14 protein-coding genes and 1 pseudogene are annotated in these 16,300 nt (G+C 58.5%); 8 read left to right on the top strand and 7 right to left on the bottom strand.

The genetic code is table 11. The features are described 5' to 3' along the window. Positions 1-21: 21 nt before the first annotated feature. The gene (locus KUF73_RS19200; RefSeq protein WP_218439820.1) at positions 22-3,033 is read right to left on the bottom strand and encodes an RHS repeat-associated core domain-containing protein; all 3,012 of its coding nucleotides are present in this window, start codon (positions 3,031-3,033) and stop codon (positions 22-24) included. A 203-nt stretch (positions 3,034-3,236) separates the two neighbouring features. On the opposite strand from KUF73_RS19200, the gene KUF73_RS19195 reads away from it, so the two are divergent. The 5 genes from KUF73_RS19195 to KUF73_RS19175 all read left to right on the top strand — a co-directional run bounded on the left by KUF73_RS19195 (position 3,237) and on the right by KUF73_RS19175 (position 7,541). After that, complete coding sequence (locus tag KUF73_RS19195; RefSeq protein WP_218439631.1) at positions 3,237-4,043, top strand: alpha/beta fold hydrolase; 807 nt, start codon at positions 3,237-3,239, stop codon at positions 4,041-4,043. Beyond that, positions 4,040-4,894 (top strand): alpha/beta hydrolase, encoded by an 855-nt coding sequence (locus tag KUF73_RS19190; protein WP_218439630.1) that lies wholly within the window; start codon positions 4,040-4,042, stop codon positions 4,892-4,894. The genes KUF73_RS19195 and KUF73_RS19190 overlap by 4 nt, the downstream gene beginning before the upstream one ends. Positions 4,895-4,944: 50 nt before the next feature. Next, positions 4,945-5,604: a glutathione S-transferase family protein gene (locus tag KUF73_RS19185; RefSeq protein ID WP_218439629.1), complete on the top strand. Its 660-nt coding sequence runs from the start codon at positions 4,945-4,947 to the stop codon at positions 5,602-5,604. A gap of 8 nt (positions 5,605-5,612) precedes the next feature. After that, positions 5,613-6,419 (top strand): DUF4892 domain-containing protein, encoded by an 807-nt coding sequence (locus tag KUF73_RS19180; protein ID WP_218439628.1) that lies wholly within the window; start codon positions 5,613-5,615, stop codon positions 6,417-6,419. Between the two features lie 69 nt (positions 6,420-6,488). Beyond that, the gene (locus KUF73_RS19175) at positions 6,489-7,541 is read left to right on the top strand and encodes an AI-2E family transporter (protein ID WP_218439627.1); all 1,053 of its coding nucleotides are present in this window, start codon (positions 6,489-6,491) and stop codon (positions 7,539-7,541) included. A gap of 131 nt (positions 7,542-7,672) precedes the next feature. On the opposite strand, the gene KUF73_RS19170 is transcribed toward KUF73_RS19175, so the two are convergent. Next, the gene (locus tag KUF73_RS19170; RefSeq protein ID WP_218439626.1) at positions 7,673-8,995 is read right to left on the bottom strand and encodes a putative porin; all 1,323 of its coding nucleotides are present in this window, start codon (positions 8,993-8,995) and stop codon (positions 7,673-7,675) included. A 282-nt stretch (positions 8,996-9,277) separates the two neighbouring features. Between KUF73_RS19170 and KUF73_RS19165 the strand changes: the two genes are divergently transcribed. After that, a complete protein-coding gene (locus KUF73_RS19165; RefSeq protein ID WP_218439625.1) occupies positions 9,278-10,399 on the top strand; it encodes a GNAT family N-acetyltransferase in 1,122 nt (373 codons plus the stop codon). Positions 10,400-10,491: 92 nt separating this feature from the next. Here KUF73_RS19165 and KUF73_RS19160 read toward each other — a convergent pair whose 3' ends face one another. From KUF73_RS19160 to KUF73_RS19145, 4 genes and pseudogenes are all read right to left on the bottom strand, one after another. Next, a complete protein-coding gene (locus KUF73_RS19160; RefSeq protein WP_218439624.1) occupies positions 10,492-12,324 on the bottom strand; it encodes an ABC transporter ATP-binding protein in 1,833 nt (610 codons plus the stop codon). A gap of 93 nt (positions 12,325-12,417) precedes the next feature. Then, complete coding sequence (locus KUF73_RS19155) at positions 12,418-12,975, bottom strand: peptidylprolyl isomerase (RefSeq protein WP_218439623.1); 558 nt, start codon at positions 12,973-12,975, stop codon at positions 12,418-12,420. A 3-nt stretch (positions 12,976-12,978) separates the two neighbouring features. After that, positions 12,979-13,784: pseudogene (locus KUF73_RS19150) on the bottom strand (alpha/beta fold hydrolase). A 14-nt stretch (positions 13,785-13,798) separates the two neighbouring features. Then, positions 13,799-14,722 carry a LysR family transcriptional regulator gene (locus KUF73_RS19145; RefSeq protein ID WP_218439621.1) on the bottom strand — a complete coding sequence of 308 codons (924 nt, stop codon included), beginning with the start codon at positions 14,720-14,722 and terminating at the stop codon, positions 13,799-13,801. Between the two features lie 49 nt (positions 14,723-14,771). On the opposite strand from KUF73_RS19145, the gene KUF73_RS19140 reads away from it, so the two are divergent. Then, positions 14,772-15,101, top strand: a complete 330-nt coding sequence (locus tag KUF73_RS19140) for a 3-phosphoglycerate kinase (protein ID WP_218439620.1) — start codon at positions 14,772-14,774, stop codon at positions 15,099-15,101. 233 nt (positions 15,102-15,334) lie between these two features. After that, positions 15,335-15,934, top strand: coding sequence for an FMN-dependent NADH-azoreductase (locus KUF73_RS19135; RefSeq protein ID WP_218439619.1), 600 nt, complete (start codon positions 15,335-15,337; stop codon positions 15,932-15,934). A gap of 152 nt (positions 15,935-16,086) precedes the next feature. On the opposite strand, the gene KUF73_RS19130 is transcribed toward KUF73_RS19135, so the two are convergent. Continuing rightward, positions 16,087-16,300, bottom strand: a 214-nt coding sequence (locus tag KUF73_RS19130) for a hypothetical protein (RefSeq protein ID WP_218439618.1), incomplete at its 5' end; no start/stop codon positions are given.

Here is a 16,300-nt window from a genome sequence, read left to right as displayed (position 1 = left end):
TTTCTCTGGGCGACAACACGGTCAAAAGTTCAGCGTTGATCTTTTGTAATTTCGTTGACCGCGCTTCGGTTCACTGGTCATGTGAAAAACTTCGGTTGCTGCCGGATCGTAAGCTTGGCTGGAAGAGGTCGGCACATTCTCGCGCTGGACGCCAAGCCCGATGGCTTGGCTTTCCACGTCCCAGGCCGTTTGACCAAGTTCTGCGAACAACCCCGGATTGAGGGCATTCATATAAGTCAGGCGCATCTCGCCAATCGCATTGCCGACGGCTCGTGCTAAGCCTGCTCTGATTTCCGGGGACAAATTACTGTAACCAGGCATTTGTTCCACGGCCTGATTCGCTAACTGACCTAAAGAGGCGAGGAAATGCCGACTAGTGACGCCGAGCACACCTTTGGCCGGATTGAACGGTGAGTCCTCCTGTTTTGCTGGCACGTTAGCGGCACCCCGTGCGGCTCTTACAAGTGAAGAACTGCCGGTCCCCATCATTGTGGCCAGTGGAGTGATCACCGTTGACTGAAGTGCACGGCCAGCATTGCTACTGCCGAACAATATTGCACCTGCATACCCTGCGGCCCCACCTGTCAGACCCACGGCGGCGGAGCCGCTCAATCCGGTAACGATGTCTGGACCACCGGGAATTACATTGTTCGGACCGGCATTGAGCAGCTTCTGAAAGGACAATTCGCGAAACAGGGCTCCAAACATACCGCCAATTTGCGTCGCAGCGGCGGTATTGCCACTGGGGTTGAAATGACCGACCAGCGAAGGGGCTGCACCGAGAGCTGCGCCCATTGCAGCTCCGGAGACTTTAGCAATGAATGGAGCCCAACTCTCCATATCTTCAACCGATAGCCGGTTCTGCGCCCAATTCGCTGTGGCGTAGCCACTCACTGCCCCGGATGCACCGCCCAGAACAGCACCGGTGAGGGTCACGCCCAAGTTGATCGGATTCAGCACCGCTGTCGCAGCATACTGCGCGGCGGAGGCGATAAAGGCGCTGGTCAACTCCCTGGCTGCCGATGCTGTAACCGCATGCAATGTTTCACCTGCGCTCAACCCCTGCATATCAACAAACCTGATCGGGTTGCCGTGCACCATGGCAAACAGATTCAGCCCATCGGCCGTCCCCGCCGGGTCTGCATTCAACCAGCGCTGACACCACGGCACGTAATAGCGAAACCCATAGTAATAAAGCCCGGTAGCGTCCCGTTCCTGCCCCGAGTAGCGAAGCGTTTTGTAACCGGCTTCCAGCTTGTTGCGCCCCGCCCACCAACAAGTTCCACCGTAGGGGTAGTAGCTTTCGCATGAGATGAGTAACGCTGCCTCGTCCAGTTCGAGGGTGCTGGAGCCCAAATGATCGGTGAAACTGTAGCGTTGCTGGTCCTGAGGAATGCCGCTCGGCTGCCTTTTTTCCCAATGCAGAACCTGAACCGTACCGCGCCCGGCCCTGACCGTGATGACATGCAGGACTTCGTCGGCGGATGTGCGGATTTCCACACCCGGCAGGTAACGGGTTTCGTGAGTCCGGGTCAACGTGCCGGTATAGGCTTTGCGGATTTTTCGCTGGCGCAGGCCACTGCCGTCGTACACATAACATTCGCAATCGTTCGGCTCGTCTTCGCGCACAATCTGCTCGACCTGGCACAACTGATTACGCCGATCCCATCGCAAGTCTTGCCCCGGTTGAAGTTCGAGACGGTTGCCATTGAGATCAAAACCAGCGGCAATTTCCAACTCATCAGGCAGGTCGCCATTAGCCTTTTCCGGCAGGCTGCGATTATTGACGCCGGCGATGGCGGTGTGTTCGGTGCGACTGGCACTGGCCGCCTGGTGCTGCATGACCTTCAGGTTGCCAGCCTCATCGTAGGTGTAGGTCCGCGTGTAGTTTTCCAGTTGTCCAGGGTCAGGCTCGCACTGGAACGACGGTAATTGCGGCCCGCCGGGGGCGTTGCGAATCTGCCGGCCGCTGGCTTCTATCAGCCGGTAAAGCGAGTCGTAGTGGTAGCGATTGCTCGGTTCAATGCGCTGATTCCGGTGAAACCGGGTCGCTTCGGCGGCGTCGCTGATGCAGGTGATGTTGCCCACCGCATCGTATTCGTAAGTCAGGTCTTGCAGCGCCGGTTGATCGGAAACGTAAGCCTTCAGGCGTTCAAGTCGGCCATCTTCGAGGCGAAATGTCGCGCAGGAAATGACGCCATTTCCCGCACGCTGTCGCTCGATCTGGCCGAAGGCGTTGTACTGGATTTCACTGACCAGGGTTTTTTCATCGGACTCGGCGGCAAGTTTCAGACGGACTTCGCACAATTCGCCAGCACGTGTCTGAGTAAATGTCTGTCGATTGCCCAAGGCATCGGTCTGACTGACGGGTTCGCCTGCGGCATTGCAGTCAGTGCGGCTAACGGCCTGTTGGTGTTCCAGAAAAACATCGCGTTCGGGCTCGGCCTCGGGCCAGTCCACCACCCATTCTGGATCGGCGATGAATGTACGGCTGTGCTGCAACAACGTGCCGGCGATGCTGAACTCCGTGAAGTTCAGGGTGCCAGCAGTGTCGTCATTGCGAATCAACTGGCCACGTCGGTTGTGCCCATCATCGGCACTGGCATCGGCGTAGGAAAAACGCCCGGTGCAGTGTTCCGGCTCATCGAGGGCGCGTTCGAACATAGCCACCGGACGTCGTTGCCGGTCATAGGCTACGCCACTGTGGCTGAGCTTCTGATCCCAGCCTTCCACGCTTTGCCCATCCTCGCCGAGCATTCCCAGTCGCCAGCCGGCATCGCTGTTTTGCGACAGCAACACCGTACCCGTTAGGTTGAACACATTGATATGATTGGCGGCCGGTTGACCCGCCTGATGCAGACGGAACAGGCGTGGGTCGCGGCTGAACACCGCCCGCCCGGCTGCATCGTGCACCTGCTGGGTGATATGGCTCTCGGAGGCAGATCCACCGTCACGCCGGTGATATACCACGCCACGCACGCCGAGCCCGCGAGGGTCGAACGCTTTGATGGCGGGAGTATTGGCGTGAGTGATGACCATCGTGCCTGTACCTGTGCGAGACAGTGTTCTTATCCGCGTGTTGCGACTTGACTGTCAACTGTCAGAAATAACAGGTGCGAGCGTGTTCAAGGACATAGCCACGGCGCGACTGTCATCATTCCTGGCAGTTACGGTCATTGCAGATATCGACGCCCTTGCGGACAATCGGGCTCTGTTTTCGTTGATGGATCGCCGGTATGTCGCAGCAGATATTTTTCGCCCACGCCAACGGGTTTCCGTCAGCGACCTACGGCAAGCTGTTCGCGGCGCTGGCGCCCGAGTATCAGGTGACGCATCTGGAGCAGCATGCCCATGACCCGCGTTACCCGGCGGACGACAATTGGTACAACCTGGTGGACGAACTGATCCATCATCTGCAGCAGCAACCTGAGCCGGTGTGGGGCGTCGGCCATTCCTTCGGCGGCGTACTGCACCTGCATGCGGCGTTGCGTTGTCCTGAGCTGTATCGCGGGGTAGTCATGCTCGATTCGCCGGTACTGACGCGTACCGATCAGTGGGTTATCCGAGCCGCCAAGCGCTTCGGTTTCATTGATCGCCTGACCCCGGCCGGTCGTACGCTGGGGCGGCGCGAAGAATTTGCCGACCTGGAAAGCGCCCGTCGCTATTTCTCCGGTAAGACCCTGTTCCGCGGCTTCGATCCGGAATGCTTCGACGCCTATTTGCAGCATGGTTTGCATCAGGTCGGCGACAAGCTTCGCCTGCGCTTCGATCCAGCCACGGAAATCAGCATTTATCGTGGCGTACCGCACACCAGTCCTGGCCGCGCACGGCAATTGAAAGTGCCGCTGGCGGTGGTGCGCGGGCACAGTAGCCGGGTGGTGATGCGTCATCACGTCAGTTCGGTCGGGCGCATGCCGTTGGGTGAATCCCTTACCATGCCCGGCGGCCACATGTTTCCTCTCGAACGCCCGCAAGACACCGCCACGCTGCTGAAAAACCTGTTCAGTCGCTGGGACGGTCGTCGCCAACAGGATTGCGCATGAGCAACGTCGTCGAAGAAGTCCGTCTGAGCCTGCCGCACATCGAGCTGGCGGCGCACCTGTTCGGCCCCGAAGACGGTTTGCCGGTGATTGCCCTGCACGGTTGGCTGGACAACGCCAACAGCTTCGCGCGCCTGGCGCCGAAACTCAAAGGCCTGCGCATTATTGCGCTGGACATGGCCGGCCACGGTCACTCCGGGCATCGCCCGGCCGGTGCCGGATACGCGATGTGGGACTATGCCCACGATGTGCTGCAAGTCGCCGAGCAACTGGGGCTAAAGAGGTTTGCACTCCTGGGACATTCCATGGGGGCGATTGCGTCGTTGATCCTCGCGGGCTCGATGCCGGAGCGTGTTACTCATCTGGCGTTGATTGACGGAGTCATTCCTCCTACAGACAAAGGCGAAAATGCTGCCGAGCGCATGGGTACGGCCCTGCAAGCGCAACTGGACCTGCAGGAAAAACGCAAGCCGGTCTACAACTCCCTTGAGCGAGCCATCGAAGCACGCATGAAGGGTTTGGTAGCCGTCAGCCGCGAAGCCGCCGAACTGCTGGCGCAACGTGGCTTGATGCCGGTGCCGGGCGGTTACACCTGGCGCACCGACAACCGCCTCACGCTGCCATCTCCGCTGCGTCTTACAACTGAACAGGCCATGGCCTTCGTCCAGCGGGTCAGTTGCCCTGCAAAACTGGTGGTAGCTGCCGATGGCATGCTCGCCAAACATCCTGAGCTGCTGGAGCGTCTACCCTTTAGCCGTGAACAGCTGCCAGGTGGCCATCATTTACACCTGAATGACGAGTCCGGTGCCGACCTTGTCGCAGACTGTTTCAATCGGTTCTTCGCCGTTCCTTGACTTGCGCCGGGCAACTGTCGAGGCTGGGCGGGTTGAAATGGGAGACAACCATGATAGATCTCTACACCGCTGCGACTCCGAATGGCCACAAGGTCTCTATCGTGCTCGAGGAACTCGGCCTGCCCTACACCGTGCATGCCCTGAGTTTCGACAAAAAGGAACAGAAGTCCTCGGACTTCCTCAAGATCAACCCCAATGGCCGGATCCCGGCGATTGTCGATCGCGCCAACGGCGATTTTGCCGTGTTCGAATCCGGCGCCATCCTGATTTACCTCGCTGAAATGACCGGCAAACTGTTGCCCGCCGACCCCAAGGGGCGTTCGGTGGCTTTGCAATGGTTGATGTTCCAGATGGGCGGCATCGGCCCGATGCAGGGCCAGGCCAACGTGTTCTTCCGTTATTTTCCGGAAAAGCTTCAGGGCGCCATCGACCGCTATCAGCATGAAACCCGGCGTCTTTACGAAGTGCTCGACACGCGCCTGCAAGCCGTTGAGTTTCTTGCCGGCGAATACAGCATTGCCGACATCGCGACGTTCCCGTGGGTACGTGGCTACGAGTGGTCCGGTGTGTCAGTGGATGGCTTGCCAGCGTTGCAACGCTGGATGGCAACCATGGAAGCGCGTCCGGCGGTCCAGCGCGGGTTGCGAACGCCCGAGCGCGCCGATGATGCCAGCGCGGTCAAGGGTGCCCAGGCCATGCTGATCCGATGAGTCTATCGATGCGTTCCCTCAACCTGCTGGCGCTGTGCTGTTTCAGTCCTTTGTTGTTTGCTGCCGATGTTCCGGGCAGTCAGGACCTGCCCATCCTGCCGCGCATGACCGATGCGCAAATCGTCGACTATCGCCCGGCGGTCGAGCTTGAGCGGATTTACCCGCTCGGTTCGATCCGCAAGATCAGCGGCCAGTTACGCTTCGATGGTCAGGTCAGCACTCGTGGCAATGCCACGGCGGTGACCTACGAGTTGCCAGCGGAGCATTCGGCGACCCAGGCTTTCACCGATGCCCGTGAAGCCTTGCAAAAGCAGGGCGCGCAGTTGCTGTTCTGGTGCCAGGCCCGTGATTGCGGCGAAAGCAGCCTGTGGGCCAATGAAGTGTTTGGTAACGCCAAGCTCTACGGCTCCGATAATGAACAGGCATATTTGCTGTTGCGTCTGGCGGCGCCTAAGGACAACACGCTGGTGGCGCTTTACAGCATCACTCGCGGAAATCGCAAAGCCTATTTGCATGTCGAGCAGTTCGAAGCCGCCGCACCACTGGGCGATCTGTTGCCGACGTCCGCGACCTTATTGCGCGAACTCAAAAGCACCGGCGAACTCGACTTCCCCAAACTGACCCACGCGCCGGACGACACCTGGCTGCGCTTGATCTCCCGCGGCCTGAACCTGGACGCGACGCTGCGTATCAGTATTTCCGGAGCGAATGCCGAAGCCTGGCGGCAGGCGTTGATCGACCAGGGCGTACGCGCGGCGCGGATGGAGACTGGCAGCGTCGAAAGCGCGGGTCTGCACTTCGAACTGTTGCGATAAGCTTGATCAGGTGAACGCGTTCCGCGCGTTCGCCTATTCTTTTGCGGACTGACTTTTTTCGAGATTTAGATGATCAATAACGATCGGCTGTTGGTGCAGATCCTGCTCCTGGTGCTGTTTGGCGCGAGCTTCTGGGTGATGGCGCCGTTCTGGTCGGCGTTGTTCTGGGGCGCGGTGTTGGCATTCGCCAGTTGGCCGTTGATGCGCTTGCTGACCCGTTTGCTCAATGGCCGCGAGTCGCTGGCGGCGGCTTTGCTGACCGTAGGCTGGATGCTGCTGGTGGCGGTGCCTCTGGTTTGGCTGGGGTTCAACCTCGCGGACCACATACGCGATGCCACGGTGTTCATCAAGGACGCGCAGGTCGAAGGCCTGCCGGAAGCGCCGGCCTGGTTGGGCACTGTTCCGCTGGTGGGCGGGCGTCTGGTGGGTATCTGGAACAGTATCGACCAGCAGGGCGCGGCGTTGATGATGGCGCTCAAACCTTATCTGGGCCAGGTCGGCAACTGGTTGCTGGCGCGTAGCGCGCAGATTGGCGGCGGCATCCTCGAACTGACCTTGAGCATTGTCTTCGTGTTCTTTTTCTATCGTGACGGGCCGCGTCTGGCGGCGTTTGTTCACGGGTTGCTGGAACGACTGATCGGCCACAAAGCCGGGTATTACATCGAATTGGTGGCGGGAACGGTGCAGCGGGTGGTGAACGGGGTGATCGGGACGGCAGCAGCCCAGGCAGTTCTGGCGCTGATCGGATTCCTGATTGCCGGGGTGCCAGGTGCTTTGGTACTGGGCATCGTAACCTTCCTGCTCAGCCTGATTCCCATGGGTCCGCCGCTGATATGGATTCCGGCCACGGCCTGGCTGGCCTGGAAAGGCGAGTACGGGATGGCGGTATTCCTCGGGGTTTGGGGCACCTTTATCATCAGCGGCGTGGACAACGTGCTCAAACCCTACCTGATCAGTCGCGGCGGGAATCTGCCACTGGTGATTGTGCTGCTGGGGGTATTTGGCGGGTTGATTGCCTTTGGCTTCATCGGCTTGTTCATTGGCCCGACGTTGCTGGCGGTGGCTTACAGCTTGTTGACCGACTGGAGCAAAAGCCAGTCGAGAATTGAGGAGCGCCGCTGATTTTTGGAAGGATGGCGAAGAGTTAGAACACAGTCTCGCGTTGGCCTACCGGAGGATGATGGGGACCGATTTACCAACGCCAGGCTGTAAAAGCGGCTCGGGCTTCCTTGCCCGAGTCGTGTAGCGGGGAATCAGAACTTAGCTTCGGCATCCAGTTGTAGGGTGTTGATGTCGGAGTCTTTCTTGTTGACGCTGGCGTTGGTGTAGTCGGAGTTAGCCATGAAGTACGTCGCGCCAAGGGCGAAGTTCTTGTCGATGTCATAGCTTACTTTCAACTTGCTACCGCGCGAACCGGTGAAGCCGTTGGCGAAGTCAGAGTCAGTGAAGGCGCCGACCACAGCGTTCTGTTGTACATCGCGGTAGTTGTAGTCCACTGCGAAGCCGTAGAACTTGGTCTTGACGCCGGCCAGCCAGCCAGTGTCCTGATCGTTGCTGGCATCCTTGTTGTTGACGACTTGACCGTACAACGACAGTGGCATTGGCAGGCCGCCGATGTCGAGTTGACCAAAACCTTCGTACAGCTTGAATTGTTCACCCGGGGTGTTGCCGTTAACAGCCAATGCCGAGGGGATGCTGGTGCCCCCTGGAGTGATGTCGTCATCGTTGTCGTAGGCGTAGATGCTGCCGCCCAAGGTCATTTTCAGGTTGTCAGTGATGGCGAAACGCGCGCCCAACTGGCCGGCATACAGACGCAGGTCGTGTTTGAACTGCACGCCTTCGCCGTCGACGTTGTCCTTGAGGGTGTAGTGGCCGGCGCTACCGAATAGTTCGGTGCTGCCGCTCAGCGGGTATTTGTAAGAAACCGACAGACCTTCCGGGTTGATGTCGCTATCCCAGATGATGTCACCCATGCTCACCCATTGCTGTGGCATCTTGCCGCCAACGAGGTGCAGGTTTTTGATGGCATCGGGGTGGTAGTCAACGTAACCCTGATCCAGCCAGATCTGCTTCTTGTCGAAGTAGTTGTTCAAATCCTGGTTGGTGGAACGAGGGTCATCGTTACTGCCGGTAGCGATACGAATGCCGGTGTCGACTTGCGGGTTGATCTCGCTGTAGGCACCCAGGCGGGCACGAACGCGCTGACGATCCTGGTCTTTGTTGTTCGGTACGCCATCGTTGTGCACTGTTTCTTCACGGAAACGCACGTCGCCCTTGAATTGAGTCTTGGCGGCCCATGCCAGTTTCTGGTCGAAGGTGCTCAGCTCCGTGGTTTTCTTCGCCGTGGCGGCGATCTGCTCGTTGCTCTCTTGCTGAGCCTGACGGGCAATTTGCTGGTCTTTCTGATCCTTGGCCAGCTCGGCTTGCAGTTCGCTGTACTGCGCGTTGGTAATCGAGCCGTTAGCCTTAAGCATGTCCAGCAGTTTGGCGTCGACTGCGGCGCTGGCCGGAACACTCATGGCCAGCAGAAAGCCGCCACACAGGGCCGCCGCAGTTTTTGTGGAAGCAAGACGCATATCAATCTCCGAAGATGAGAGTGGATGACAGAGCCATCCAGGGCACAACCGACCATTGATGGACGGAAAACAGTGACCGGGCTATAACCCGGCGCTCTAAAAACAGGCGCAAGTATCGCGATGGTTTATGACAGGGCGGTGGCAATGTGATGGCGCGTCGATGACGATACAAAGTCGTCGCGAACCATTGATCTAGAGCGCTGTCGTCGAATTGATCGTGTGCAATGGATAGCGATAGGCGATACTCGCGATGCTTTCACGCCATGAAGAGTGAGGATGGTGATGCCGTTGCAATGCCTGCAAAGTCTGTCGGAAATTACCCCGCAAGCGTGGGATGCACTGGTGCCCGAGAGTCAGCCATTTCTGAGTCACGCGTTTCTCGGCGCGCTGGAGGACAGCGGCAGCATCGGCCCTCATTCCGGCTGGCAGCCTGAGCATTTGCTGCACGTCGAGGGTGGCCGACTGATTGCCGCATTGCCCAGTTACCGCAAATGGCATTCCTACGGTGAGTACGTTTTCGACCATGCCTGGGCCGATGCCTGCGAACGTGCCGGTATCGATTACTACCCCAAGTTACTGACCGCCGTGCCGTTCAGCCCGGTCAGCGGTCCGCGGTTGCTGGCGGCCAACGTGGAGGACGGATTCGAACTACTGAAAAGCCTGCCCGGCTACCTGGAAATCGAACAGCTCTCGAGCGCCCACATTAACTTCACCGATCCATTCACCGATGCCGCATTGGCCGAGCAACCGGGCTGGTTGCAACGCATCGGCTGTCAGTATCACTGGCAAAACCGCGGGTATCGGGATTTTCAGGATTTCCTTGATGCCCTGAGTTCGCGCAAGCGCAAGCAGATGCGCAAAGAGCGCGAGCAAGTCGCGGGGCAGGGCATCGAGTTCGAATGGTTTGAAGGCCGGCAACTGACCGAGTCACAGTGGGATTTTGTCTACGCCTGCTACGCCAATACCTACGCGGTACGTCGACAACGGCCTTATCTGACGCGGGAGTTTTTCAGCTTGCTGGCTGAGCGCATGCCGCAATCCATTCGTGTGGTGTTGGCCAAGCAAGGTTCACGGCCAGTTGCGATGGCGTTCAGTCTGGTGGGGGGCGACAGTTTTTACGGGCGTTACTGGGGCTGTCTCGCGGAGTTCGATCGCCTGCATTTCGAGACCTGTTTCTATCAGGGCATGGACTATGCGATTGCCAATGGTTTTCAGCGCTTCGATGCCGGTGCCCAGGGCGAGCACAAGTTGATTCGCGGATTCGAGCCAGTGATCACCCATTCCTGGCATTACCTGCGCCATCCGGGGCTGAAAGCGGCAGTCAAAGACTTCCTGCATCAGGAGCGTTTGGGCGTTCTGGCGTATGCCGAAGAGGCGAGGACGGCGTTGCCTTACCGGCAATAAAGCAAAAGATCGCAGCCTTCGGCAGCTCCTACATTTGGAATACGTCCCCCATGCAGGAGCTGCCGAAGGCTGCGATCGTTTGATCTTAGGGTTCAATCGATCCCGACAAACCCGCCCGTCTGATGCTGCCACAACCGCGCATACAAACCGCCATGAGCCAGGAGTTCGGCATGGGTACCGGTTTCGGCGATCTTGCCGTTTTCCAACACCACCAGTCTGTCCATCCGGGCAATGGTCGAAAGCCGGTGGGCGATGGCAATCACGGTTTTGCCCTGCATCAAGGTTTCCAGGCTTTCCTGGATCGCGGCTTCAACTTCCGAATCCAGGGCCGACGTGGCCTCGTCCATGATCAGGATGGGCGCATCCTTGAGCAGCACGCGGGCGATGGCGATCCGCTGGCGTTGACCGCCCGAGAGTTTCACCCCGCGTTCGCCAACGTGGGCATCGAAACCGGTGCGGCCTTCGGCATCGGATAACGCAGGAATGAACCCGTCGGCCCGCGCTTTATGTACCGCTTCCCAGAGCTCGGCATCGGTGGCGTCAGTTTTGCCGTAAAGCAGGTTTTCGCGGATCGAGCGATGCAGCAGCGAGGTGTCCTGGGTGATCATGCCGATGCGCTCGCGCAGACTTTCCTGGCCGACATCGGCGATGTTCTGGCCATCGATGAGTATCCGCCCGCCCTCGACGTCATAGAGGCGCAGCAGCAGATTGACCAGGGTCGATTTGCCTGCACCGGACGGACCGATCAGGCCGATTTTTTCACCGGGTTTGATCGTCAGATTGAGGCCGCCGATGATCCCGCTCTGCTTGCCGTAGTGGAAATCCACGTTCTCGAAACGCACTTCGCCACGGGCCACCATCAAGGGTTTGGCCTGGTCACGGTCGGTGACGCTGACCGGTTGCGAGATGCTCTGCAAGCCGTCCTGCACCATGCCGATGTTTTCGAAAATGCCGGTGACTACCCACATGATCCAGCCGGACATGTTGACGATCCGGATCACCAGCCCCGTGGCCAACGCAATGGCGCCCACGGTGAGCAGCGACTGGGTCCACAGCCACAGGGCCAGCCCCGTAGTGCTGACAATCAGCAAGCCGTTCATGCTGGTGATGACCACGTCCATGCTGGTGACAACACGGCCGGCGAGTTGGGCTTTTTCGGTTTGTTCCTTGATCGCTTCCCGGGCGTACTGCTGCTCGAAATTGGTATGGGCGAACAGCTTCAGGGTCGTGATGTTGGTGTAGCCATCGACGATTCGGCCCATCAGTTTGGAGCGCGCATCGGAGGACACCACCGAGCGTTCCTTGACCCGTGGCACGAAGTAATAGAGCGCACTGATGAACGCGATGATCCAGGTCAGCAACGGGATCATCAGGCGCCAATCGGCCTCGGCGAATAGCACCAGCGCGCTGATGGCGTAGATCAGCACATGCCACAACGCATCTACCGCTTGCACAGCCGAGTCGCGCAAGGAGTTGCCGGTCTGCATGATGCGTTGGGCAATGCGTCCGGCGAAGTCGTTGTGGAAAAAATTCAGGCTCTGTTTGAGCACGTAACTGTGGTTTTGCCAGCGGATCATGCTGGTCATGCTGGGGCTCAGGGTCTGATGCACCAGCAGGTCATGCAGGCCGACAAACACTGGCCGCAAGACCAGCGCAACGACGGCCATCCAGGCCAGCTCGAGACCATGTTCCTTGAATAAATTGACGTTCGGCGTGCCCTGGGCAAAGTCAATGATGCGGCTCAGATAGGTGAACAGCGCAACTTCGATTAACGCGGCGAACAGTCCGACGATCAGCAGGGCGGCGAAACTTGGCCAGACCTGCTTGAGGTAGTAGGTATAAAACGGCAGAACCCGATCCGGCGGTGCGGGGGTTGGAGCGTCACGAAATATGTCGATCAGTTTTTCAAAACGGCGATAAAGCATCGGTTTTTCACCCGCGAACGGGCTCTCCTTTAAACGGTTTGAGCGTTGCCGGCGTGACCGGCAACGGCTCTGACATCCCTGTCCAGCTTAGTCTCAGTCGATGCGCTTGGCCGACTTGATGAACACCGGGTCGGCAGGTACGTCCTTCATGCCGCTGCGCACAGTGGTAGGCGAATTGACGATGATGTCGACCACATCCATGCCTTTGACTACTTTGCCGAACACCGCATAGCCGTCACCGCTGTCGAGGAAGTCGTTGTCCTTGACGTTAATGAAGAACTGGCTGGTGGCCGAGTCAGGATCGGAGGTTCGGGCCATGGACAAGGTGCCACGAACGTTGACCAGACCATTCTTGTGCTCGTTCTTGATCGGCGCCTTGGTGTCTTTCTGCGACATCTGTTGGGTGAAACCACCACCCTGGACCATGAAGCCCGGAATCACACGGTGAAAAATCGTGTTGTTGTAGAAGCCGCTGTCGACGTACTCAAGAAAGTTCTTGGTACTGATTGGGGCCTTGACCGGGTCCAGTTCGATTTCGATCTGGCCGTTGGTGGTTTCCAGCAGAACATGCGGCGCCTTGGCAGGCGTTGCCGCCATCAGGTTGGCGGCAAACAGAACGGAGCCAGCGACGAGGGCGATTTTTTTCAGCATGGGTCAGTGATCCTGAGTGTGGTGGTATCGACTGCGGTGAGAAACTCGAGCAGTGTCTGGTTGAAGTGTTCGGGCTGATCCAGTGGGGTGGCGTGACGCGAATCGGCGATCACCGCCAGCCGGGCATTGGGCAGCAGTTTTATGTAGTTTTCCTTCAACGAGACCGGTGTGTAGTCGTGGTCGGCGCTGACGATGAGGGTTGGACAGGACACCTTCGACAGTCGTTCCTGAACGCCCCAACCAACAATGGCATCGAAGCTGGCGAGATAAGCATGTTTGTCGTTTTTTGCCCAGCGTTCGGCCATTTTTTGTCGCAAATCAGCTTGTTCCGGTTTTGGGAAAAGCTTACCGCCCAAGGCCTTGCCGATGGTGCGAAGACTGAGCACGCGCATCAGGCTCCAGCGCTTGAACCACTGCCAATAGTCATCGCGGCTGCGTAGTTTGACCTCGGGCGCGCTGTTGACGATGCACAGGCTCTTGAGCAGTTGTGGCTGATCCACTCCGAGTTGAAAGCCGATCATTCCGCCCATCGAAAGTCCCACATAATGTGTCGGGCCGAGGTTCAGATGCTCCATCAGCGCGACCAGGTCGGCGCTGAACCCGGCAATGCTGTAACGCTCGCGTGGTTTGTCGGAGCGCCCGTGGCCGCGCACGTCGGGGACGATCACCCGGTAACGGGCGGCCAGTGCGGGGATCTGTTTTTCCCAATCCAGGGTGCTGGACCCCAGCCCATGGACCAGTAGCAACGGAGCGCCCTGGCCATATTCCTCATAGTGCAGGTTGCAACCTTCATGTTCGAAATAGGCCATGCGTACACTCCGTGTCAGGCTTGTTCAGGGGCGGCGAAAGGGGCGTCCAGCGGTGCGGTGTCAAAGGTGCGCAGCAGCTCGACGAGAATCTGCGTGGCCGGGCCGAGGGGTTTGTCCTTGTTCGAATACAGGAAGAAACTCGGATTACGACTGCCACCCTGGTCCAACGGTAGCAGCTTGAGCGTCCCTTCCCTGAGTTCCCGTTCGATCATGTGCCTTGGCAGCCAGGCGAACCCCAAGCCACTGCCAACAAACGTCGCGGCGGTGGCGAGGCTGCCGACTGTCCAGCGCTGTTCGGCGCCGAGCCAGCCAACGTCCCGTGGTTGCTGGCGGCCGGAGTCGCGGATAACCACTTGCAGCTGGCTTTCGAGGTCCTGAAAATTCAGCTCGCGATTGAGACGGTGCAGGGGATGTTCCGGGTGGGCGACCGCGACGAATTCGACATCGCTCAGTTCCGCGCCCAGATAGCCGGGAATGCTGAAACCGCTGATCGCCAGATCGGCCACGCCCTCAAGCAAGACTTCTTCCACCCCCGACAGTACTTCTTCGCGCAGACGAACCCGGCAGCCACGACTTTGCGGCATGAAGGCAGTCAGTGCGCGGACGAGGCGGGCGCTCGGGTAGGCGGCATCAACCACCAGCCGCACTTCGGCTTCCCAACCTTGCTCCATATGGTGGGCCAGGTCTTCCAGTTGACTGGCCTGTTTCACCAGTTGCCGCGAACGGCGCAACAGCACGCCGCCGGCTTCGGTCAGCACCGCTTTGCGGCCGTCGATGCGCAACAGTGGCACACCGAGTTGGTCCTGCATGCGCGCCACGGTGTAACTGACCGATGACTGCGAACGATGCAGCGCCTCGGCGGCCTGGGCGAAACCACCGTGATCGACCACGGCTTGCAGCGTTCGCCATTGATCAAGGGTCACGCGGGGCGCTTTCATGATGAGCTCCTCTTGTCCTAAGCTGGCAGCCCTTATTGGAGGCTGCTGAATGAAAAAGCTTTGTTGTGTGGTGTCAGGTTGTGTGCTGCTGGCGGTGTTGCCGCTGACTGCGTTCGCTTACCCGATCGATGTGCAGAAAGACCTCAAGGGCATGAAGATCGACTACATCACCTACGACACGGATAACGACATCGGCTCCATTCAGGTCGCGAACTACGGCGACGTCGATGCCAGCTGCAAGGTGAAATTCATCAACGGTCCTGAAGCGCCGCGTACCCGCAATATCGAAGTGGCTGCCGGCACACACAAAAATGCGACTGCCAAGTTCACCCGCAGCATCATCAAGTTACGCATCGAACTGGCCTGCGCACCGAAATAGCCGCCTTCTTTGCAGGAGCAACGCTTGCTCGCGAATACGGTGCATGAGGCAACAGCGATATCGACTGACGAGATGCCTTCGCGAGCAAACTTTGCTCCTACAAGAGCGTATGCTCAGCTTATAAACGAAATTATTGATCGGTTATAGCAGTTATTTGCGCTTTTTCATCGATATGACACTCTTTAACCTTCACTCCATCGACTTACAGCATTCTCAGATGGAGGCTACATCCAATGTCCCGCGTTCTGATCATCGAAAGCAGTGCCCGTCAGCAAGACTCGGTTTCGCGTCAACTGACCCAAACCTTCATCAGCCAGTGGCAAGCCGCTCACCCGAAGGACGAGATCACTGTGCGTGACCTGGCCGTCAACCCGGTGCCGCATCTGGACATCAATTTGCTGGGTGGCTGGATGAAACCTGCCGAGCAGCGCAGCGACATCGAACAGGTTTCGCTGGAGCGCTCCAACCAATTGACTGACGAACTGCTGGCCGCTGACGTATTGGTCATGGCCGCGCCGATGTACAACTTCGCCATCCCAAGCACACTCAAGGCCTGGCTCGACCATGTGCTGCGTGCCGGCGTGACCTTCAAGTACACCGAAACCGGTCCTCAGGGTTTGCTCAGTGGCAAGCGCGCTTATGTGCTGACAGCCCGTGGCGGGATCTACGCCGGCAGCACGGCGGATCACCAGGAACCTTACCTGCGTCAGGTCATGGGCTTCATCGGCATCCACGACGTAACGTTCATTCACGCTGAAGGCATGAACCTGGGCGGTGACTTCCAGGAGAAAGGCCTGAACCAGGCGAACGCCAAGCTCGCTCAAGTGGCCTGACCCGTTAATCGCCAGATAATCGCTGGATGGTCTAGTGATCTGGCGCAACCCTTCAAGCCTGTACGCGCATCGAACCTCCCTTTGCACTTATTGCTCCTGAGTGCTACCGCCCGATTGAACGCTTTAGCGAGATCGGGCTTTTTTTTGGTTCTTCACGGAATCCCGGGAAACACAGAAACAAGAACGCCGATTTGGTTGATGATGTTCGTGCGAGCAAACACATCTAACAAACCGGCGTTCTTATGCGCGATATTAATACTTTCCTTCCGTTTTGGGAGGGCTTTTCTGTCGTCACGATCAAGCCTGATGGTGACGCCCTCCAGATTGATCTGACACCCCACGCCACCCGATTTCCTTCCTGTGGCG

Source organism: Pseudomonas sp. PD9R (genome assembly GCF_019200975.1).
In the GTDB taxonomy this organism is placed as follows: Bacteria; Pseudomonadota; Gammaproteobacteria; order Pseudomonadales; family Pseudomonadaceae; genus Aquipseudomonas.
The sequence above is the reverse complement of the archived record's forward strand: the minus strand, read 5'-3'. Positions and strand labels throughout refer to the sequence as shown.

Excerpts from the sequence above, each read along its gene's own strand:
- KUF73_RS19195 (WP_218439631.1), top strand. The coding sequence starts at position 3,237 with ATGTCGCAGCAGATATTTTTCGCCCACGCCAACGGGTTTCCGTCAGCG.
- KUF73_RS19190 (WP_218439630.1), top strand. The coding sequence starts at position 4,040 with ATGAGCAACGTCGTCGAAGAAGTCCGTCTGAGCCTGCCGCACATCGAG.
- KUF73_RS19185 (WP_218439629.1), top strand. The coding sequence starts at position 4,945 with ATGATAGATCTCTACACCGCTGCGACTCCGAATGGCCACAAGGTCTCT.
- KUF73_RS19180 (WP_218439628.1), top strand. The coding sequence starts at position 5,613 with ATGCGTTCCCTCAACCTGCTGGCGCTGTGCTGTTTCAGTCCTTTGTTG.
- KUF73_RS19175 (WP_218439627.1), top strand. The coding sequence starts at position 6,489 with ATGATCAATAACGATCGGCTGTTGGTGCAGATCCTGCTCCTGGTGCTG.
- KUF73_RS19170 (WP_218439626.1), bottom strand. The coding sequence starts at position 8,995 with ATGCGTCTTGCTTCCACAAAAACTGCGGCGGCCCTGTGTGGCGGCTTT.
- KUF73_RS19165 (WP_218439625.1), top strand. The coding sequence starts at position 9,278 with ATGCCGTTGCAATGCCTGCAAAGTCTGTCGGAAATTACCCCGCAAGCG.
- KUF73_RS19160 (WP_218439624.1), bottom strand. The coding sequence starts at position 12,324 with ATGCTTTATCGCCGTTTTGAAAAACTGATCGACATATTTCGTGACGCT.
- KUF73_RS19155 (WP_218439623.1), bottom strand. The coding sequence starts at position 12,975 with ATGCTGAAAAAAATCGCCCTCGTCGCTGGCTCCGTTCTGTTTGCCGCC.
- KUF73_RS19145 (WP_218439621.1), bottom strand. The coding sequence starts at position 14,722 with ATGAAAGCGCCCCGCGTGACCCTTGATCAATGGCGAACGCTGCAAGCC.
- KUF73_RS19140 (WP_218439620.1), top strand. The coding sequence starts at position 14,772 with ATGAAAAAGCTTTGTTGTGTGGTGTCAGGTTGTGTGCTGCTGGCGGTG.
- KUF73_RS19135 (WP_218439619.1), top strand. The coding sequence starts at position 15,335 with ATGTCCCGCGTTCTGATCATCGAAAGCAGTGCCCGTCAGCAAGACTCG.